Genomic DNA, 19,410 nt, shown 5'->3' on the forward strand with positions numbered 1-19,410 from the left:
TTTCCCTCCTGCGTACGTCGCACACCCGCGTACGCCCTACACCGCCGCCGCTCCGGACGCCCCGGGCGACCCCGGTGTCCCGGGCGACCCCGGCGTCCCGGCCGGCGTCTTGGCCCCCGCCGCCGACAGCGGCTCGGCGATGTCCTCCAGGGAGCGCCGTTCCGCCTTCACCGCGAGGAACGCGGCCACGATGCCCGCCGCGCACATCAGCGCGGCGCCGATCTGGAAGGCGAGCACCGTGTCGCCGACGACGCCGGACTCGGTGAGGTCGGCGAAGAGCAGCGGGCCGCTGATGCCGCCGGCGGCGGTGCCGAGGGCGTAGAAGAAGGCGATGGCCATCGCGCGGGTCTCCATCGGGAAGACCTCGGAGACGGTCAGGTAGGCGCTGGACGCCCCGGCCGAGGCGAAGAACAGGACGACGCACCAGCACGCCGTCATCGTCGTCGCCGTCAGCGAGCCCCGGTCGAAGAGCCAGGCGGTGCCGAAGAGGAGCACGCCCGACAGCAGGTACGTCGACGAGATCATGATCCGCCGGCCGACCGTGTCGAAGAGCTTGCCCAGCAGCAGCGGGCCGAGGAAGTTGCCGGCCGCGATGACGGCGAAGTAGTAGCCGGTCCGGCCGGTCGGCACGTCGAAGAAGGTGATGAGGATGGTGCCGAAGCCGAAGGTGATGGCGTTGTAGAGGAACGCCTGGCCGATGAAGAGGGAGAGGCCGAGGACGGCGCGGCGCGGGTACTTGCCGAAGACCGTCCTGGCGATCAGGCCGAAGCCGATGGACTTGCGCTGGTGGATGGTGATCTCGCCGGCCGGGGGCGGCAGCTTCTCGCCCTTCTCCCGCTCGATCTCCTTCTCGACGGAGGTCACCAGGCCGTCGGCCTGCTCGCCGTACCCGTGGATGAACTGCCAGCGCGGGCTCTCCGGTACGTGCCGCCGTACCAGCAGGATGACCAGGCCGAGGACGACGCCGAGGGCGAAGCTCAGCCGCCAGCCGAGGTCCTTGGGGAAGATCGCGGTGTCCAGCATGACGATGGACAGCAGGGAGCCGCCGATCGCGCCGAGCCAGTAGCTGCCGTTGATGATGAGGTCGACCCGGCCCCGGTACTGGGAGGGGATCAGCTCGTCGATCGCGGAGTTGATGGCCGCGTACTCGCCGCCGATGCCGAACCCGGTGAGGAACCGGAACAGGAAGAACCACCAGGACTCGAAGGACAGCGCGGTCAGCGCGGTCGCCGCCAGGTAGACCACCAGGGTCGCCATGAAGAGCTTCTTGCGGCCGTAGCGGTCGGTCAGCCAGCCGAAGAACAGGGCGCCGGAGCAGGCGCCCGCCACGTACAGGGCGGCGGCCAGGCCGGTGATCTGCGCGGCGCTGATGTCCAGGCCGCTGCCTTCCTCGGCGATCCGGCCGGCCACGTTGCCGACGATCGTGACCTCCAGGCCGTCCAGGATCCAGACGGTGCCGAGGCCGATCACGATCATCCAGTGCCAGCGGGACCAGGGCAGCCGGTCCAGGCGGGCCGGGACGGCCGTGGTGACGGTTCCGGTGGAGGCGGGCACCGGGGCCGGCGACGAATCTGCTGTCATGGGCTCCCTCTCCGTCGAGCGACGCCTCCCTTGTGCCCTGGTCCTGCGAAGTCACGCCGGAGAGTCACGCCGGGAGGTCACGCCCCCAGCATGCGCGAGACCGTGTAGATCAGCAGCCCGGCGAGCGAGCCGACCACCGTGCCGTTGATGCGGATGAACTGGAGGTCGCGGCCGATGTTGGCCTCGATCTTCTTGGTGGTGTGCTCGGCGTCCCAGCTCGCGACCGTGTCGGTGATCAGGGAGGTGATCTCCCGCCGGTAGGTGGTCACGACGTAGACGGCGGCGCCCTCCACCCACTGGTCGACCTTGCCCTGGACCCTGGCGTCGGAGGCCATCCGGGCGCCCAGCGACAGCAGCGAGGCACGGACCCTGAGGCGCAGTTCGCTGCGCTCGTCCTCGGCCGCCGAGACGATCATGGATCGTACGGCCGTCCAGGCGGACGCGATCAGGTCCTGGACCTCGCCGCGGCCCAGTACGTCCGTCTTCAGCCGCTCCACCCGGGCCCGGGTCTCGGTGTCGGACTGGAGGTCGGCGGCGAAGTCGGTGAGGAAGCGGTCCAGGGCGCCGCGCGCCGGGTGGGCGGGCATGTCGCGCATCTCGGTGACGAAACGCAGCAGCTCCTTGTAGACGCGCTCGCCGACCCGCTTGTCGACGAACCGGGGCGTCCAGCCCGGCGCCCCGCCCTGTACGGCGTCCATCACCGAGTCGCCGTGCAGGACCAGCCAGTCGTGGGCGCGGGTGACGATCAGGTCGACGGCCCTGCGGTGGCCGCCGTCGGCGACGACCCGCTCCAGCATCTTGCCGACGCCGGGCGCGATCTCCTGGGCGTCGGCCCGGCGGGTGATGGCCTCGCCGACCACCGCCTGGACGTCGGAGTCGCGCAGCACGGTCAGGGCGCCGCGCAGCGCGGCCGACAGTTCGGCGGTGACCCGGTCGGCGTGCTCGGGGACGGCGAGCCAGGCGCCGAGCCGGGAGCCGATGCCGACGGCGCGCAGCCGCTGCCGTACGACGTCCTCGGAGAGGAAGTTCTCCCCGACGAACTCCCCGAGGGAGACGCCGAGCTGGTCCTTCTTCTTCGGGATGATCGCGGTGTGCGGGATGGGCAGGCCGAGGGGGTGGCGGAAGAGGGCGGTCACCGCGAACCAGTCGGCCAGCGCGCCGACCATGCCGGCCTCGGCGGCGGCGGAGACATAGCCGGCCCAGGCGCCGGCGCCGTGGTGGGAGGCCCATTCGGCGAGGACGTAGACCAGGGCGACGAACAGCAGCAGGCCGGTGGCGGTGAGCTTCATGCGGCGCACGCCACGCCGCTTCTCCTCGTCGGCGGGGCTGAACGTCGTCATGGCGCGGTCGGGTGACGGGGCGCGGTCGGGTTCCCTCGCGCGATCGGGTGTCGGGGCACGGTCGGGTGTCGGGGTGCGGTCGGGTGACGGGGCGCGATCGGATGACGGGGTGCGGTCGGGTTCCGTGGCACGACCGGGCGCCGTCGCGCCGTTCGGCGGCGTGGCGGGGTCGGGCGGCGTGGCGCGGGCGGGTGCCGTGGCGCGGTCAGGTTCCCCCGCGCGATCGGGCTCCGTGGCTGGGTCAGGTTCCCCCGCGCGATCGGGCTCCGTGGCGCGGTCAGGTTCCCCCGCGCGATCGGGTGCCGGCGCGCGACCGGGTGTCGGCGCGCGGTCGGCTCTCGTCGCGCCGTTCGCCGGAGCGTCGGGGCGGGCGGGCCGGCCCTCGGCCGTGCCCTCGCCCTCGCCGTCGTCCGCGCCCTCCGGCCGTCCCGTGTTCGTCCGTTCCATCCGCTCCGCTCCACCCGTTCGGTGATCCCTCACACATTGTCCCTTCCTGACCGACTCCCGGAACGGAACACAAGTTCCCGGCGTCTGTCCGGAGGGGGACGGCGGCGGGGCCCCGTCCGCGCCCCCGACCCCATGCCGCATCATGGGATCGTCGGACCGGAGCCCCGGGCTCCCCTCTCCCGAGGAGAACAGCACCACATGACCCGCGGTCATGACGGGGGACCGGACACGCCCCCGCTGCCCCCGGTACCTCCGGTACCCCCAGCACCCTCCGCCCAGCCCACCCGGCGCCCCGCCCAGCAGCGCGCCCTGCTCGCCGCCGTCCTCGCGTCGATACTCGCCCTGGCCGTCGCCATATACGTCGGGGTCGCGGCCGACGACGCCACCGGGAACCGCGCCTCGCGCGCCGCGGGCCACGCCCCGCCCGGCGCCGCCGCGCCCGCCTCCACCGGCGCCTGGGTCGGCGCCTGGTCCGCCTCCCCCTCCGGCGCCGAACCGGGCACCCGGGCCACCGGCCTGGCCGGCCGCTCGGTGCGCAACGTCGTGCACACGGCCGTCGGCGGCACCAGCGCCCGCGTCACCCTGTCCAACCTCTACGGCGTCACCCCGCTGACCATCACCCACGCCTCCCTCGCCCTGGCCGACGGCGCCGGCACCGCCGCCGCGGCCGACGGCACCATGCGGCGGCTGACCTTCGACGGCGCCACCCGGGTCGTCATCCCGGCCGGCGACCAGGTGATGAGCGACGCCGTACGGCTCACCGTCCCCTACGGCGCCGACGTCCTGGTCACCACCTACTCCCCCACCCCGTCCGGCCCGGTCACCTACCACTCGCAGGCCCGGCAGACCAGCTACCTGGCCCCCGGCGACCGCGCCGAGGACACCACCGGCACCAGCTACACCCCGACCCCGTACTGGCGCTACCTGAGCGCCCTCGACCTGCTCAGCAACGAGGCCGAGGGCACCGTCGTGGCGATCGGTGACTCCATCACCGACGGCGCCACCTCCACCCCCGACGCCAACCGGCGGTGGACCGACGTGCTGGCCGCGCGGCTGCGCACGGCGGCCGAGGAGGGGCGGGACGTGCCGCGCTACAGCGTCGTCAACCAGGGCATCAGCGGCAACCGCGTACTGACCGGCGGCGTGGGCACCCCGCCGGACAACCCGAGCGCGCTGGACCGGTTCGACCGGGACGTGCTGGGCCGGACGGGCGTCCGGGTCGTCGTGATCGACCTCGGCGTCAACGACATCCTGCGCGACCCCGGCGTCACCGACCCGGACCTCATCCTCGACGGCCTGCGCGCCCTGGTCGAGCGGGCCCACGCCCGCGGGCTGAAGGTGATCGGCGCGACCCTGATGCCGTTCGGCGGCCACCGCGGCTACAGCGACGTCCGCGAAGGGGTACGGCAGGACATCAACGCCGCGATCCGCGCCGGCGAGGTGTTCGACGCGGTCGCCGACTTCGACAAGGCGCTGCGCGACCCGTACGACCCGCGCCGGCTGCGCCCCGACTACGACTGCGGCGACAACCTCCACCCCAGCGACCGGGGGTACGAGCGGATGGCCGAGGCCCTGGACCTGGACGCCCTGAAGGGGGCGGCACCGGCCCAGCTGTGAGGACACCGGGCCCCGGCCCGGCTCGGTCCTCCCGGCTCAGCCCTCCCTGCTCAGTCCCCTCTGCTCAGTCCTCCCGGCGCGGGCGGCGCTCCCGGTGCTGGTCGCGGTGGTCCCGGTGGTCCCGGTGGGCGTCCAGCATCCGCCGGTGGGCGTCCATCACGTCGTCGCGCAACGAGGCGTTCAGCTCCCTCCGCGCCTCCTTGCGCTCCAGCCGCTCCCGGCGCCGCTCCTCCTTCAGCCGCTGCCGCTCCGCCCGGGTCGGCTTGCGCTCCACCCCGACCCCGCCCCAGAAGGCGAAGCCGGTGACGATCACGCGCGGGGCGCCCGGGTCGCCCGGCACGCCCTCCTCACGGTGGTCGAAGCCGCCCATGACGCCGATGCCGCGGACGATCACCTCGACGCCGGGCGGCACGACCACGTTCATCCCGCCCATCACCGCCACGCAGTTGATGACGACCTCGCGGTCCGCGAAGTCCGCCTCGCGCAGGTCGATCTCCCCGCCGCCCCAGAACGCGAAGGAGTTGAACCGCTTCGGCACCCGCCAGCGTCCCTTGCGCTGGAAGCCGGACATCACGGCGACGGCCCACGTCGAGGTCGCCTCGCCGCCGGTGATCCGCCCCGCCCAGCTCCCCGCCCCGGCCGGTTCCTTGGTCATCGACACCTTCGGCGCCGGCGCCGCCGTACCGACCGGCAGGTCCTTGGTGATCGGGGCCAGCTCGCCGTAGGTGCGGGCCGCGTACGTGGCGTCCAGCCGCTCCTCGAACTCCGCCATGTCCAGCCGCCCCTCCGCGAGGGCGTCCCGCAGGACCTCGGCGACTCGCTCACGGTCGGCGTCGGATGCCCGGAGGTCCGGGGCGTCGTCGGTCATGTACAGCAGCCTACGAGTTCACCGCGCCCGGCACTATGCCCAACGTGCCGCCCCCGCGCACCCGCTCACGCGCTCGCCCGCTCCGCGTACATCCGGGCGATCACCGCCTCGATGTCGGGCTCCCGCACCGACAGGTCGACCAGCGGATAGGCGGCGGCGACCCGCGCCACCAGCTCGGCCGCCGACGCCGACGCCGGGAAGGCCAGCCACTGGCGGGGCCCCTCCACCCGCACCACCCGCGCGGGCGCGGGCACCTCGATCGGCGGCAGCTCGCGCGCCAGGTCCACCACCAGGGTCCGTTCCGACTCCCCCGCCTCGTGCAGCCCGGCCAGCGCACCGTCGTACATCAGCCGGCCGTGGTCGATCACCATCACCCGGGAGCAGAGCTGCTCGATGTCGGTCAGGTCGTGCGTGGTCAGCAGCACCGTGGTGCCGCGCTCGGCGTTCAGCTCGCGCAGGAAGCCGCGCACCTTGGCCTTGGAGACCACGTCCAGGCCGATGGTCGGCTCGTCGAGGTAGAGGACCTCCGGGTCGTGCAGCAGGGCCGCCGCGATGTCGCCGCGCATCCGCTGGCCCAGCGACAGCTGGCGGACCGGCACGTCCAGCAGGGCGCCCAGTCCGAGGAGTTCGACGCAGCGGTCGAGGTTGGCGCGGTAGCGGGCGTCGGGGATGCGGTACATGCGGTGCGCCAGCCGGTAGGAGTCGATCAGCGGCAGGTCCCACCACAGCGTCGTGCGCTGCCCGAAGACGACGCCGATACGGCGGGCCAGGCGGGTGCGCTCCCGGGACGGGTCGATGCCGGCCACCCGCAGCGTGCCGCCGCTGGGCGTCAGGATGCCGGTGAGCATCTTGATCGTGGTCGACTTCCCGGCGCCGTTCGGCCCGATGTAGCCGACCATCTCGCCGCGCGCCACGGTGAACGACAGCCCGTCCACCGCCCGCACCCGACGCCGCTCCCGGCGCAGGAACCCGGTCCTCCTGCGTACGTCGAAGACCTTCTCCACGCCGTCGAGATGGATGAAGCGGTCGCCCGCCGATGCCGTCACCGTCAACTCCCCGTACTCCGATAGGAACGCAGCCCCGCCCGCCACGCCAGCCCCGCCAGCGCACAGCAGCCCGCCGCCACCAGCGGCGACGCGAACGCCGTCCAGCCCGGCAGACCCAGCGGATACGGCCGCCCCAGCACATACGACGCCGGCACCCAGTTCACGAAGGCCAGCGGCAGCACGAACGTCACCCCGCGCACCAGTTCCTGCGCGAACAACGCCGGCGGGTACTGCAACAGCGTCGTCCCCCCGTAGGTGAACGCGTTCTGCACCTCGGAGGCGTCCTGCGCCAGGAACTGGAACGCCGCCCCCGCCACGAACACCGCGCAGAAGATCGCCCCTCCGGCGGCCACCATCACCGGCATGAGCACCACCTTCGCCGGCGTCCACGCCACGTCCAGCGCGGACACCGCGAAGCCCAGCACCAGCGCCCCCTGGATCACCCGGCCCACCCGGCGCAGGGCGAACCGGTCCGCCGCCACCTGCGCCAGCACCGGCGCCGGACGCACCAGCAGCAGGTCCAGCGTGCCGTCCCGGACCCGCCGGCCCAGCCGCTCCATCGACCCGATCGCCAGGTCCGCCAGCCCGAAGGCGACGGCGGACAGCCCGTACAGGAACGCGACCTCGGGCAGCGACCAGCCGCCCAGCGCGTCCACCCGGGAGAACATCAGCAGCACCGCCACGAAGTCCAGCCCGCTCGTCACGAAACTCGCCGCCGTGGTGATCAGGAACGACACCCGGTAGGCCATCGTCGACCTGATCCACATCGCGGCGATCATCCCGTAGGCGCGCGGCCCGCCGACCCCGCGGCCCTCGTCCGGCAGCGGCCCGCCGACCCCGCGGCCCTCGTCCGGCAGCGGCCCGCCGGCACCGCCCCGGTCGTGCCACCGGCCGTCACCCACCCTGCACCACCACCCTGCGCGTGGCCGCCGCCCACACCAGCCGCCCGGCCGCCGCCAGCACCACCGCCCAGCCCGCCTGGAACGCGAACGTGCCCCACGGATCCGCCTCCCCCAGCAGCACGTCCGCCGGCGCCTGCAACAGCGCCGACCACGGCAGCAGCCGCACCACCTCGCCGAGCGCCCCCGGGAACACGTTCAGCGGCAGCAGCATCCCCGAGCAGAAGAACCCGGCGATCCACGCCATCTGCTGCACCCCCGTACCGTCCAGCAGCCAGAACGCCGACAGCGCCACCAGGAACCGGATGCCGTAGCTCACCAGCGTCCCCAGCACCACCGCCACCAGGAACGCCGCCCACGTCCCCGCGTCCGACGGCAGGTGGGCCGGGAAGAACAGCGCCCCGAACGCGAACGGCACCACCCCGCGCCCCGCCAGCTGGAACAGGCACCGGCCCAGGTCCGCCGCCAGCCACCACAGCTGGAAGTCGACCGGCCGGTACAGATCGATGGCGATGTCACCCGAACGGATGCGCTCCGTCAGCTCGCCCTCCACGCCGCCGCCCCCGAGCGCCAGCGCCGCCAGCAGCGCCTGCCCCACCCACACGAAGGTGACCGCCTGCGCCTGGTCGTACCCGCCCAGCGCCGGCCGCTCCTCCCACAGCGCCAGGTACGTGTAGACCAGGATCAGCCCGAACACCGTGTTGGTGAACACCCCGGCCGCCGTGGCCGCCCGGTACGTCGCGTACCGGCGGAACCCGCCCGCGACGACCGCCGCGTACACCCGCCACCCGCCCACGCCCACCTCCGACCTCCTCCCGGCACCGAAGCGCAGGAGCCTAGTACCGGCCGAAGGAGGCATGCCACGGGTTTTCCGCAGGCCGGTGCGGAGGGAACTGAACGACGGATGCGACAGTCTTGTTCACAGGGGTCACAGGAGTCCCCTCTGCGCGCGCACCACGCCGACGCCGTACGGACCCGACGTACGACGCACCGCACCCGCACCCGCACCCGCACCCGCACGCACTGCACCCCAGGAGCCATACGCACACATGAGCGACGAGCCGCAGCCGAAACAGCCGGCCCCGGGCCGGTCCGCCCGCAGCCAGGACACCACCGCCCCCTCGGGCGGCAAGCCGAAGCGCCCGGAGCGCACCGGCTGGCGCCGGATCGTCCCCACCTGGCGCCTGACGCTCGGCACCGTGCTGATCGCCGCCGTGCTGCTGGTCGGCGGCTTCTTCCTCGGCTACTCGCTGGTCAAGATCCCCTCCGCCAACGCCCTGGCGACCCAGCAGAGCAACGTCTACCTCTACGCCGACGGCACCGTCCTGGCCCGCGACGGCGAGGTCAACCGGGAGAACGTCGGCCTGGACGCCATCTCGAAGGACGCCCAGCACGCCGTCCTCGCCGCCGAGGACCGCGACTTCTACACCGAGTCCGCGATCGACCCCCAGGCCATGATCCGGGCCGGCTGGAACACCGTCACCGGCAAGGGCAAGCAGTCCGGCTCCACCATCACCCAGCAGTACGTCAAGAACTACTACCTCGCCCAGGAACAGACGGTCACCCGCAAGGCCAAGGAGTTCTTCATCTCCATCAAGCTCGACCGGGAGAAGAGCAAGAACGACATCCTGGAGGGCTACCTCAACACCAGCTTCTTCGGCCGCGGCGCCTACGGCATCCAGGCCGCCGCCCAGGCCTACTACGGCACCGACGCCACCGACCTCACCGCCGCCCAGGGCGCCTACCTCGCCTCCCTGCTGAACGCGCCCAGCCAGTACGACGTCGTCGCCCACCCCGAGAACAAGGGCGCCGCGACCGCCCGCTGGAACTACGTCCTGGACGGCATGGTCGACCAGGGCTGGCTCGACGCCGCCGAACGCGCGGAGCTGACGTTCCCGATGCCGAAGGAGACGACCACCTCCACCGGCATGTCCGGACAGCGCGGCTACGTCGTCGGCATCGTCAAGGACTACCTCGTCGAGCACGGCATCGTCGGCGAGGAAGACCTCGACCGGGGCGGCTACCGCATCACCACCACCCTGGAGAAGGACAAGCAGGACGCCTTCGTCGAGGCCGTCGACGACAAGCTGATGTCCCAGCTGGACAAGAAGAACCGCAAGGTCGACACGTACGTCCGGGCCGGCGGCGCCTCCGTCGACCCGAAGACCGGCAAGGTCGTGGCGATGTACAACGGCATCGACTACGTCAAGCAGTACACGCCCAACGCCACCCGCCGCGACTTCCAGGTCGGCTCCACCTTCAAGCCGTTCGTCCTCGCCTCCGCCGTCCAGAACTCCTCCGTGACCCAGGACGGCCGCCGCATCACCCCCAACACCGTCTACGACGGCACCAACAAGCGCGCCGTCCAGGGCTGGGACGGCGGCCACTACGCCCCCGAGAACGAGGACCAGACCTCCTACGGGCAGATCACCGTCCGCGAGGCCACCGACAAGTCGGTCAACGCCGTCTACGCGCAGATGGCCGTCGACGTCGGCTCCGACAAGGTCAAGGAGACCGCCGTCGACCTCGGGCTGCCGGAGGCCACCCCCGACCTGGTCGAGAGCCCCTCCATCGCGCTCGGCGTCGCCCAGGCCAGCGTCCTGGACATGGCCGAGGCCTACGCCACCCTCGCCAACCACGGCAAGCACGGCACGTACACCCTGGTCGAGAAGGTCGTGAAGGACGGCGACCAGGAACTGAAGCTCCCCGAGCGCAAGGAACGGCAGGTCATCAGCCGCGAGGCCGCCGACACCACCACCTCCGTGCTGCGCAGCGTCGTCCAGAAGGGCACCGCCACCGCCGCGCAGGCCGCGGGTCGTCCGGCCGCGGGCAAGACCGGCACCGCCGAGGAGGACACCGCCGCCTGGTTCGCCGGCTACACCCCGGAACTGGCCACCGTCGTCGCCGTCATGGGCCAGGACCCGGAGACCGCCGCCCACAAGCCGCTCTACGGCGCCACCGGCCTCGCCCGCATCAACGGCGGCGGCGCCCCCGCGGAGATCTGGGGCCAGTACACCCGCCAGGCCCTGAAGGGCGAACCGGTCGGCAGCTTCGACCTGCGGCTGCAGCGCGGCGCCTCCGAGAGCGAGGCCCCCTCCACCGGCCCGTCGGCCAGTTCCACCGACACCGGCGGGCCCAGCGGCGACGACGAGGCGAGCCCGGACGCGTCGCGGAGCAGCGGCCGGACCCCCGGCGCCACCCAGCAGGCCACCCCGCCCGGCACCGGCGACACCGGCACCACCCCCGGCGACGACGGCACCGGCGGCGAGACGGCCGGCACCGGCACCGACCCCGGCGGGGACGACGGCACCGGCGGCGACACCGGGACCGGCGACGACGCGCCGCCCGGCAGCGGCGAGGGCACGGACGACGGCACCGGGGGCGACGACGACTCGGACTGGCCGTTCCCCGACAGCTCCGACACCACTGGCCAGTGAGTCAGTGATTCTGTGAGTCAGTGAGGTCAGTGCCCGGAGGTCGCCTTGAGCCCCACGACGGCCACCAGCAGCAGACAGACGAAGAAGATCCGGGCGGCGGTCGCCGGCTCACCCAGCACCACCATGCCGAGCACCGCCGCACCGGCCGCCCCGATCCCGACCCACACGCCGTAGGCCGTACCGATCGGCAGCGACCGGGCCGCGTAGGACAGCAGCAGCATGCTGGCGACGATCCCGGCGCCGGTGAACAGGGACGGGACGAGACGGGTGAAGCCGTCCGTGTACTTCATCCCGATCGACCAGCCGACCTCCAGCAGACCGGCGACGACCAACAGAACCCAGGCCATGACGGCACCTCCGAAAACGTACTGAACGGTGGTGCGTCGTCTTTGCGTGACCCGGTACGGCGCGTCTCGTCGGGTGGCTTCCCAAGGTAGCAAAGCACACGGGAAAGGGCTGGTGACCATGGTCACCAGCCCTTTCCCGTGTGTTCGGCCCCGTGCGTTCGGCGCGCGGTCAGAGATACAGCCCGGTGGAGTCCTCCGACCCCTCGAACCGGTCCGCCGCGACGGCGTGCAGGTCCCGCTCGCGCATCAGCACGTAGCCGACACCCCGCACCTCGACCTCGGCCCGGTCCTCGGGGTCGTAGAGCACCCGGTCCCCGGGCTCCACCGTCCGGACGTTCTGCCCGACGGCGACGACCTCGGCCCAGGCCAGCCGCTTGCCGACCGCCGCCGTGGCGGGAATCAGGATGCCGCCCCCGGAACGCCGCTCGCCCTCGCTGGTGTCCTGCCGCACGAGTACCCGGTCGTGCAGCATGCGGATGGGCAGCTTGTCGTCCTGGGTGCTGGGATCGTTTCTCTTGACGCTCACGGCCCCGAACCTACCTGCTCCGCCTCAGCGCCCGCGCCGCCGGGTCCCGAGGGCCACCAGGCCCACCACCCCGACGGCGACCAGCGCCACGGGCACGATCCGCTCCAGCCGGGGCGAACCGTCCTCGTTCACGAACCGTCCCTTCACCTCGCTCACGGCGCGGTTGACCTGGACGTACGCCCGACCGAGCGTGTGGTCGATGTTCGACGCGACCTTGGCCTTCGCGTCACCCATGATCGTCTTCGGGTGCACCCGCACCCCGATCTCGTCGAGCGTCTCGGCCAGCACCTCGCGGCGGCGCTTGATGTCCGCCTCGATCTGCGCCGGGGTTCTCGTGTCCGACGTGTCCGCCACCGTACGGCCTCCGATGTGATGCTGATGTCGTGCTGTTCCGGACAGTCTGTCAGCTCCGCGGCTCGCCGCACTGTCAGCACCCCCGGTTACTCTGTCCCGATGAGCGAGCGACTCCAGCCCGGGGACGTGGCCCCCGCCTTCACCCTCCAGGACGCCGACGGCAACGAGGTGTCCCTGGCCGACCACAAGGGCCGCAAGGTCATCGTCTACTTCTACCCCGCAGCCCTTACCCCCGGCTGCACGAAGCAGGCGTGCGACTTCACGGACAACCTCGACCTGCTGGCCGGCGCCGGCTACGACGTGCTCGGGATCTCCCCCGACCAGCCGGAGAAGCTGGCCAGGTTCCGCGACACGGAATCCCTGAAGGTCACCCTCCTCGCCGACCCGGACAAGTCCGTCCTGGAGGCGTACGGCGCCTTCGGCGAGAAGAAGAACTACGGCAAGACCTACCTGGGCGTCATCCGCTCCACGATCGTGGTGGACGAGGAGGGCAAGGTGGAGAGGGCCCTGTACAACGTCCGCGCGACGGGCCACGTAGCCAAGATCATCAAGGATCTGGGCATCTGAGACATCCCCGTGGGGGCGGCGCCGGAACAGTCCGGTACCGCCCCTTCCCCACAAGGGGAGGCGGGAAAGGGGACGCACCGATCCCGGTACCATGACAAGCACTCGCGGCGGTGGCGCAATGGCGACGCAGCAGACTTAGGATCTGTGGCCCTTGATCGGGCTTGAGGGTTCGAATCCCTTCCGCCGCACGACAGTGGCCTGCGCACCGAAGGTCGATGCGCAGGCCCCTTGCGTCGGGCGCTCAGCCCAGCAACTCCCGCACCACCGGCACCAACCCCCGGAACGCCTTCCCCCGATGACTGATCGCGTTCTTCTCCGCGGCCGTCAGTTCCGCGCAGGTGCGGGTCTCGCCCTCCGGCTGGAGGATCGGGTCGTAGCCGAAGCCGCCCGTGCCGGACGGGGAGCGGCGCAGGACGCCCATCAGCTTGCCCTCGACGACGCGTTCCGTGCCGTCGGGGAGGGCGAGGGCCGCCGCGCAGGCGAAGTACGCGCCGCGGTGTTCGTCCGCGATGTCGGAGAGCTGGGCGAGGAGGAGGTCCAGGTTGGCCCGGTCGTCGCCGTGGCGGCCGGACCAGCGGGCGGAGAAGATGCCGGGGGCGCCGTTCATGACGTCGACGCAGAGGCCGGAGTCGTCGGCGACGGCGGGCAGGCCGGTGGCCCGGGCCAGGGCGTGGGCCTTGAGCAGGGCGTTCTCCGCGAAGGTCACCCCCGTCTCCTTCACGTCCGGGACCTCGGGGTACGCGTCCGTGCCGACCAGTTCGTGGGGGAGGCCGGCCTCCCCCAGGATGGCGCGGAGTTCGGTGATCTTTCCGGCGTTGCGGGTGGCGAGGATCAGGCGGGTCATGCGCATCAGTATCGCGGTGACCCGCCGCTCCCTTCACATCCGCTCGCCTCGTGCTACGGGGTGCAGACCTTCGTCAGTTCGCCCGCCGCGTCCGTGACCGGGCTGATGTCGGGGGTCGCGTCGCCCTTCTCCACGGAGGTGCGGACGTTCTCGACGGCCTTGCCGAGGTCGTCCACGGCCTTGTTGACGTCGGCGTTGTCGGTCTTGTCGCCGAGCTTGTCGAGGTTCTTGTCGATGCTGTTCAGGGACTCCTCCAGCTGCGTCGGGTCGTTCGACGCGGCCTCGACGGCCTGCTGGAGCTCACTGACGCTGTCGGCGATGGCGTCGGCGGTCTGGACGCAGTCCAGTGCCTTGTCGACGGCGTCGCAGCCGGTGGTCAGCCCGGCCGTCAGGCCGACGGCCACCACGGCGGCGGCGGTGGCGAGGGCGGTGCGACGACTTCGGCGTCGGATCGTGGCCATGAGAGTACGGTCCTTCCCTGCGGACAGGGCCGGGCGGCCCTCCGTGCGGTGCTGGTGCGCCGGATGCGGGGCGGTGGGGCCCGTACATCCGTATATGGGTAGGGACGCGGGGGCGGGCGGTCCAGTTGCGTGCGCGGACCGCCGTTCTTTTCCCCGTCTTTACCTTTCGAGGACCGTGTCGAGGGCCTTGCGCTGGAGGTCGGTGAGTTCGGCGCAGCCGGCGGTGGCGAGGTCGAGGAGGGTGTTCAGCTCGTCGCGGGCGAAGGGCTCGGCCTCGGCGGTGCCCTGGACCTCGACGAAGCGGCCGTCGCCGGTGCAGACGACGTTCATGTCGGTGTCGGCGCGGACGTCCTCCTCGTAGCGGAGGTCGAGCATGGGGGTGCCGTCGATGATGCCGACGGAGACGGCGGAGACCGTGCCGGTGAGCGGCTTGCGGCTGGGGCGGATCAGCTTGTTGGCCTGGCCCCAGGTGATGGCGTCGGCCAGGGCGACGTAGGCGCCGGTGATGGCGGCGGTGCGGGTGCCGCCGTCGGCCTGGAGGACGTCGCAGTCCAGGACGATCGTCGTCTCGCCGAGGGCCTTGAAGTCGATGACGGCGCGCAGGGAGCGGCCGATGAGGCGGCTGATCTCGTGGGTGCGTCCGCCGATGCGGCCCTTGACGGACTCGCGGTCACCGCGGGTGTTGGTGGCGCGGGGCAGCATGGCGTACTCGGCGGTGACCCAGCCCTCGCCGCTGCCCTTGCGCCAGCGCGGGACGCCTTCGGTGACGGAGGCGGTGCAGAGGACTCTGGTGTCGCCGAAGGAGACGAGGACGGAGCCCTCGGCGTGCTTGCTCCAGCCGCGTTCGATGGTGACCGGGCGGAGCTGTTCGGGCGTGCGGCCGTCGATGCGTGACATGCGGACGAGCCTAGCCGTACGGGAAGAGGGTCCCTTCCGGCGCGGGAAGGGACCCTCTTCGCGAGTGCGGTGTCGGCTACATCATGTCTTCGATGTCGGCGGCGATCGGGTCCGCGTCCGTGCCGATGACGACCTGGATGGCGCTGCCCATCTTGACGACGCCGTGGGCGCCGGCGGCCTTGAGGGCGGCTTCGTCGACGAGGGAGGGGTCGTGGACCTCGGTGCGGAGGCGGGTGATGCAGCCTTCGATCTCGTCGATGTTGTCGATGCCGCCGAGTCCGGCGACGATCTTCTCAGCCTTGGTGGCCATGTTCCTTCTCCCCTGGTCCGAACCGCTTTGTCGCAGTAACCCACAGTCGGCCCGTCTGCGCGAGCCCGCCGACTGGTCTACACCACCCTCCCGCGGCGACCGGCGCCGGGGTGCCGCCGTACTGACGGAATCGTGGGTTCCTTATGTCGCCTTCATCGTGTTAGAACAGGTCCGCACCACTGAGTGGTGTAGACCACCACCTGTGTTGGAGGAAGCACGATGAGCACCGCCACCGCCTCGGCGGCTCCCGCGAAGAAGCGGGGATCAGGCCTGTTCCAGGGCCTGCAGAAGGTCGGCCGCAGTTTGCAGCTGCCGATCGCCGTACTGCCGGCCGCGGGCATCATGGTCCGGCTCGGCCAGGACGACATCTTCGGCAAGGACGGCCTGGGCTGGGACAAGGTCGCAGCGGTCTTCAACAACGCGGGCAGTGCGCTGACCGGCTCGCTGCCGATCCTGTTCTGCATCGGCGTGGCGATCGGTTTCGCGAAGAAGGCGGACGGTTCGACAGCGCTGGCCGCGGTGGTCGGCTTCCTCGTCTACAGCAAGGTGCTCCAGGCGTTCCCGGTCACCGAGGCGGTGGTGAAGAAGGGCGAGGACGTCGCCGCGACGTACAACGACCCCGGGGTGCTCGGCGGCATCATCATGGGTCTGCTGGCGGCGGTGCTGTGGCAGCGGTACCACCGCAAGAAGCTGGTGGACTGGCTGGGCTTCTTCAACGGCCGCCGGCTGGTGCCGATCATCATGGCGTTCGTCGGCATCGTGGTCGGTGTCTTCTTCGGTCTGGTCTGGGAGCCCATCGGCGAGGGCATCTCGAACTTCGGTGAGTGGATGACGGGCCTGGGCGCGGGCGGCGCGGCGCTGTTCGGCGCGGTGAACCGCGGGCTGATCCCGATCGGCATGCACCAGTTCGTCAACACGGTGGCCTGGTTCCAGCTGGGCGACTTCGAGAACGCCTCGGGCGAGATCGTGCACGGCGACATCACCCGCTTCCTGGCCGGTGACCCGTCCGCCGGCATCTTCCAGTCCGGCTTCTTCCCGATCATGATGTTCGGTCTGCCGGCCGCCGCGATCGCGATCGCGCACTGTGCCCGTCCCGAGCGCCGCAAGGCCGTGATGGGCATGATGGTCTCGCTGGCGGCGACGTCGTTCGTGACGGGTGTGACCGAGCCGATCGAGTTCTCGTTCATGTTCATCGCGCCGCTGCTGTACGTGCTGCACGCGGTGCTCACGGCGGTGTCGATGGCGGTGACGTGGGGCCTGGGGGTGCACGCCGGCTTCAACTTCTCGGCCGGTGCCATCGACTACGCCCTCAACTGGCACCTGGCGACCAAGCCGTGGCTGATCATCCCGATCGGTCTGGTCTTCGCGGTCGTCTACTACGTGGTGTTCCGCTTCGCCATCGTCAAGTTCGACCTGAAGACCCCGGGCCGGGAGCCCGAGGAGGAGGTCGAGGACCTGACGAAGGCGTAGGCGCCTGCCGCCGTACGAAGGGCCCCCGGAACCGTCCTGGTTCCGGGGGCCCTTCGTGCGTGGCGTCAGATCTCGTACGTCGCCCCCGGCGCCGCCACTTCCGACGGGCCGCCGTAGACGGCGCGGGCGTCGGCCAGGTTGACGCGGGGGTCGGTCCACGGCGGGATGTGGGTGAGGACGAGGCGGCGGGCGCCGGCGCGGGCGGCGCTCTCGCCGGCCTGGCGGCCGTTGAGGTGGAGGTCGGGGATGTCCTCCTTGCCGTGGGTGAAGGCGGCCTCGCACAGGAACAGGTCGGTGTCCCGGGCGAGTTCGTCGAGGACGGGGGTGACGCCCGTGTCGCCGGAGTACGTCAGTGAGCGGCCGCCGTGCTCGACGCGGACGGCGTAGGCCTCCACGGGGTGGGCGACGCGCTCGGTGTGCACGGTGAAGGGTCCGACCTCGAAGGTGGACGGCTTGACCGTGTGGAAGTCGAAGACCTCGCTCATGGAGGAGGCGGAGGGCGTGTCGGCGTAGGCGGTGGTGAGCCGGTGCTCGGTGCCCTCGGGGCCGTAGACCGGCAGGGGGGCGCAGCGGCCGCCGTCGTACCGGTAGTAGCGCGCCACGAAGTAGGCGCACATGTCGATGCAGTGGTCGGCGTGCAGATGGCTGAGGAAGATCGCGTCGAGGTCGTAGAGACCGCAGTGGCGCTGCAGCTCGCCCAGGGCGCCGTTGCCCATGTCGAGGAGCAGCCGGAAGCCGTCGGCCTCGACGAGGTAGCTCGAGCAGGCCGATTCCGCGGACGGGAACGACCCCGAGCAGCCGACGACGGTGAGCTTCATGGAGCAGAAACCTCCGCTGGCGGGTGTGGAGAGACGGGGGTCGTGCGGTTCACCGAGCGTAAGGCGCAAAACCGGGGGTCGCTCCTCCGCCAGGGGCCGTTGTGGGCGAACTCACCTGCGGTGTCACCGGTTCGGCTGGAAGAGGGGGCGGTCGGGACCGTCGAGGGGGCGCGCATATGCCGCGCGCGCCGGTAACGTCGGCGGGTATGAACGCGTCCTGGTGGCTGGTGATCGCGGCGGTGGCCCTGCTGGGGCTGGTCGCGGCGCTCGTGGACGGCTGGGGCCGGGGGCACCGGCCGCCGGGGGTGCGGGTGCGGCCGCGGCCGGCGGAGATCTGGTGGGCGACCGTGCCCTACGAGGAGCGCGGGGGCGGGAAGGACCGGCCGTGCCTGGTGCTGTCGGTGCGGGGGCGGCGGGCGGTCGTCGCGAAGATCACCACGCGGTACCGGGAGGGGCGGGACGGGGTGATCGCGCTGCCGCCGGGGTCGGTGGGGGACGCGCGGGGGCGGGCGAGCTTCCTGGACACCGGTGAGCTGCGGAAGGTCCGGGTGGGGGACTTCCGGCGGCGGGTGGGGGTGGTGGACCCGGCCCTGTGGGACCAGGTCCGTCACCTCTCGTCGTAGCGGGTCAGGCCCAGAGCTGGCCGTGGAGGGTCTCGATGGCCTCCTCGGTGGTGGCCGCGGTGTAGACGCCGGTGGAGAGGTACTTCCAGCCGCCGTCGGCGACGACGAAGACGACGTCGGCGCTCTCGCCGGCGTTGCGGGCCTTGGTGGCGACGCCGATCGCGGCGTGCAGGGCGGCGCCGGTGGAGACGCCCGCGAAGATGCCCTCCTGGGCGAGGAGTTCGCGGGTGCGGGTGACGGCGTCGGCGGAGCCGACGGAGTAGCGGGTGGTGAGGACGGAGGCGTCGTACAGCTCGGGGACGAAGCCCTCGTCGAGGTTGCGCAGGCCGTAGACGAGGTCGTCGTAGCGGGGCTCGGCGGCGACGATCTTGACGTCGGGCTTGTGTTCGCGCAGGTAGCGGCCGACGCCCATCAGCGTGCCCGTGGTTCCCAGGCCGGCGACGAAGTGCGTGATCGACGGGAGGTCGGTGAGGATCTCCGGGCCGGTCGTCGCGTAGTGGGCGCCGGCGTTGTCGGGGTTGCCGTACTGGTAGAGCATGACCCAGTCGGGGTGCTCGGCGGCCAGTTCCTTGGCGACGCGTACGGCGGTGTTGGAGCCGCCGGCGGCCGGGGAGGAGATGATCTCGGCGCCCCACATGCCGAGCAGGTCGCGGCGTTCCTGGGAGGTGTTCTCGGGCATGACGCAGACCATGCGGTAGCCCTTGAGCTTGGCGGCCATGGCGAGCGAGATGCCGGTGTTGCCGCTGGTCGGCTCCAGGATGGTGCAGCCGGGGGTGAGCCGGCCGTCCTTCTCCGCCTGCTCGATCATGTGCAGCGCGGGGCGGTCCTTGACCGAGCCGGTGGGGTTGCGGTCCTCCAGCTTGGCCCAGATCGAGACGTCGGCGGAGGGCGACAGCCGCGGCAGGCGCACCAGGGGGGTGTTGCCCACCGCGGCCAGCGGGGAGTCGTAGCGCATGGA

At 71.8% G+C, this 19,410-nt stretch carries 20 protein-coding genes, 1 tRNA gene and 1 riboswitch; of the genes, 6 read left to right on the forward strand and 15 right to left on the reverse strand.

Annotated features, from left to right (window positions below):
- Nucleotides 1-36 precede the first annotated feature (36 nt).
- Both ACIQR3_RS14305 and ACIQR3_RS14310 read right to left on the reverse strand, forming a co-directional pair.
- Nucleotides 37-1,581 carry an MFS transporter gene (locus tag ACIQR3_RS14305; RefSeq protein WP_403538237.1) on the reverse strand — a complete coding sequence of 515 codons (1,545 nt, stop codon included), beginning with the start codon at nt 1,579-1,581 and terminating at the stop codon, nt 37-39.
- A gap of 77 nt (nt 1,582-1,658) precedes the next feature.
- Nucleotides 1,659-2,921: a DUF445 domain-containing protein gene (locus ACIQR3_RS14310; RefSeq protein WP_403538238.1), complete on the reverse strand. Its 1,263-nt coding sequence runs from the start codon at nt 2,919-2,921 to the stop codon at nt 1,659-1,661.
- 645 nt (nt 2,922-3,566) lie between these two features.
- Between ACIQR3_RS14310 and ACIQR3_RS14315 the strand changes: the two genes are divergently transcribed.
- A complete protein-coding gene (locus ACIQR3_RS14315; protein ID WP_403538240.1) occupies nt 3,567-4,985 on the forward strand; it encodes an SGNH/GDSL hydrolase family protein in 1,419 nt (472 codons plus the stop codon).
- 64 nt (nt 4,986-5,049) lie between these two features.
- On the opposite strand, the gene ACIQR3_RS14320 is transcribed toward ACIQR3_RS14315, so the two are convergent.
- The 4 genes from ACIQR3_RS14320 to ACIQR3_RS14335 all read right to left on the reverse strand — a co-directional run bounded on the left by ACIQR3_RS14320 (nt 5,050) and on the right by ACIQR3_RS14335 (nt 8,594).
- The gene (locus ACIQR3_RS14320; protein WP_403538242.1) at nt 5,050-5,853 is read right to left on the reverse strand and encodes a DUF1707 domain-containing protein; all 804 of its coding nucleotides are present in this window, start codon (nt 5,851-5,853) and stop codon (nt 5,050-5,052) included.
- Nucleotides 5,854-5,918: 65 nt separating this feature from the next.
- On the reverse strand, nt 5,919-6,905 hold the full coding sequence (locus tag ACIQR3_RS14325) for an ATP-binding cassette domain-containing protein (RefSeq protein ID WP_403538244.1): 987 nt from the start codon (nt 6,903-6,905) through the stop codon (nt 5,919-5,921).
- The gene (locus tag ACIQR3_RS14330; RefSeq protein WP_215166542.1) at nt 6,902-7,678 is read right to left on the reverse strand and encodes an ABC transporter permease; all 777 of its coding nucleotides are present in this window, start codon (nt 7,676-7,678) and stop codon (nt 6,902-6,904) included. Before ACIQR3_RS14330 ends, ACIQR3_RS14325 begins: the two co-directional genes overlap by 4 nt.
- A gap of 115 nt (nt 7,679-7,793) precedes the next feature.
- Nucleotides 7,794-8,594: an ABC transporter permease gene (locus ACIQR3_RS14335; protein ID WP_403538451.1), complete on the reverse strand. Its 801-nt coding sequence runs from the start codon at nt 8,592-8,594 to the stop codon at nt 7,794-7,796.
- Nucleotides 8,595-8,847: 253 nt separating this feature from the next.
- Here ACIQR3_RS14335 and ACIQR3_RS14340 point away from each other — a divergent pair, with 253 nt between their 5' ends.
- Nucleotides 8,848-11,235, forward strand: a complete 2,388-nt coding sequence (locus tag ACIQR3_RS14340) for a transglycosylase domain-containing protein (RefSeq protein WP_403538246.1) — start codon at nt 8,848-8,850, stop codon at nt 11,233-11,235.
- A 26-nt stretch (nt 11,236-11,261) separates the two neighbouring features.
- Here the strand turns inward: ACIQR3_RS14340 and ACIQR3_RS14345 are convergent, their stop codons facing one another.
- From ACIQR3_RS14345 to ACIQR3_RS14355, 3 genes are all read right to left on the reverse strand, one after another.
- Complete coding sequence (locus ACIQR3_RS14345) at nt 11,262-11,582, reverse strand: multidrug efflux SMR transporter (RefSeq protein WP_109498544.1); 321 nt, start codon at nt 11,580-11,582, stop codon at nt 11,262-11,264.
- A gap of 30 nt (nt 11,583-11,612) precedes the next feature.
- Nucleotides 11,613-11,678, reverse strand: a riboswitch (guanidine-III (ykkC-III) riboswitch).
- Nucleotides 11,679-11,751: 73 nt separating this feature from the next.
- The gene (locus ACIQR3_RS14350) at nt 11,752-12,108 is read right to left on the reverse strand and encodes a co-chaperone GroES (protein WP_215166495.1); all 357 of its coding nucleotides are present in this window, start codon (nt 12,106-12,108) and stop codon (nt 11,752-11,754) included.
- A gap of 24 nt (nt 12,109-12,132) precedes the next feature.
- Entirely contained in the window at nt 12,133-12,462 is a 330-nt protein-coding gene (locus ACIQR3_RS14355; RefSeq protein ID WP_215166494.1) for a DUF3618 domain-containing protein, read from the reverse strand.
- 99 nt (nt 12,463-12,561) lie between these two features.
- On the opposite strand from ACIQR3_RS14355, the gene bcp reads away from it, so the two are divergent.
- The gene (gene bcp / locus ACIQR3_RS14360) at nt 12,562-13,029 is read left to right on the forward strand and encodes a thioredoxin-dependent thiol peroxidase (protein WP_403538248.1); all 468 of its coding nucleotides are present in this window, start codon (nt 12,562-12,564) and stop codon (nt 13,027-13,029) included.
- Nucleotides 13,030-13,133: 104 nt separating this feature from the next.
- Nucleotides 13,134-13,217, forward strand: a tRNA-Leu gene (locus ACIQR3_RS14365).
- Nucleotides 13,218-13,270: 53 nt separating this feature from the next.
- On the opposite strand, the gene rdgB is transcribed toward ACIQR3_RS14365, so the two are convergent.
- The 4 genes from rdgB to ACIQR3_RS14385 all read right to left on the reverse strand — a co-directional run bounded on the left by rdgB (nt 13,271) and on the right by ACIQR3_RS14385 (nt 15,541).
- The gene (gene rdgB / locus ACIQR3_RS14370; protein WP_403538250.1) at nt 13,271-13,873 is read right to left on the reverse strand and encodes an RdgB/HAM1 family non-canonical purine NTP pyrophosphatase; all 603 of its coding nucleotides are present in this window, start codon (nt 13,871-13,873) and stop codon (nt 13,271-13,273) included.
- A 53-nt stretch (nt 13,874-13,926) separates the two neighbouring features.
- On the reverse strand, nt 13,927-14,334 hold the full coding sequence (locus ACIQR3_RS14375) for a hypothetical protein (RefSeq protein ID WP_403538252.1): 408 nt from the start codon (nt 14,332-14,334) through the stop codon (nt 13,927-13,929).
- 159 nt (nt 14,335-14,493) lie between these two features.
- Entirely contained in the window at nt 14,494-15,231 is a 738-nt protein-coding gene (gene rph / locus ACIQR3_RS14380; RefSeq protein ID WP_215166488.1) for a ribonuclease PH, read from the reverse strand.
- Nucleotides 15,232-15,307: 76 nt separating this feature from the next.
- Nucleotides 15,308-15,541, reverse strand: a complete 234-nt coding sequence (locus ACIQR3_RS14385) for a glucose PTS transporter subunit EIIB (protein WP_215166487.1) — start codon at nt 15,539-15,541, stop codon at nt 15,308-15,310.
- Between the two features lie 219 nt (nt 15,542-15,760).
- On the opposite strand from ACIQR3_RS14385, the gene ACIQR3_RS14390 reads away from it, so the two are divergent.
- Nucleotides 15,761-17,011: a PTS transporter subunit EIIC gene (locus tag ACIQR3_RS14390; protein ID WP_215166486.1), complete on the forward strand. Its 1,251-nt coding sequence runs from the start codon at nt 15,761-15,763 to the stop codon at nt 17,009-17,011.
- A gap of 65 nt (nt 17,012-17,076) precedes the next feature.
- On the opposite strand, the gene ACIQR3_RS14395 is transcribed toward ACIQR3_RS14390, so the two are convergent.
- Nucleotides 17,077-17,829, reverse strand: coding sequence for an MBL fold metallo-hydrolase (locus ACIQR3_RS14395; RefSeq protein WP_403538254.1), 753 nt, complete (start codon nt 17,827-17,829; stop codon nt 17,077-17,079).
- A 206-nt stretch (nt 17,830-18,035) separates the two neighbouring features.
- Between ACIQR3_RS14395 and ACIQR3_RS14400 the strand changes: the two genes are divergently transcribed.
- A complete protein-coding gene (locus tag ACIQR3_RS14400; RefSeq protein ID WP_403538256.1) occupies nt 18,036-18,452 on the forward strand; it encodes a type II toxin-antitoxin system PemK/MazF family toxin in 417 nt (138 codons plus the stop codon).
- Between the two features lie 4 nt (nt 18,453-18,456).
- Here ACIQR3_RS14400 and ACIQR3_RS14405 read toward each other — a convergent pair whose 3' ends face one another.
- Nucleotides 18,457-19,407 (reverse strand): PLP-dependent cysteine synthase family protein, encoded by a 951-nt coding sequence (locus ACIQR3_RS14405; protein ID WP_403538258.1) that lies wholly within the window; start codon nt 19,405-19,407, stop codon nt 18,457-18,459.
- Nucleotides 19,408-19,410 lie beyond the last annotated feature (3 nt).

Origin of the sequence: Streptomyces sp. NPDC090994 (genome assembly GCF_044768905.1) — a bacterium.
In the GTDB taxonomy this organism is placed as follows: domain Bacteria; phylum Actinomycetota; class Actinomycetes; order Streptomycetales; family Streptomycetaceae; genus Streptomyces.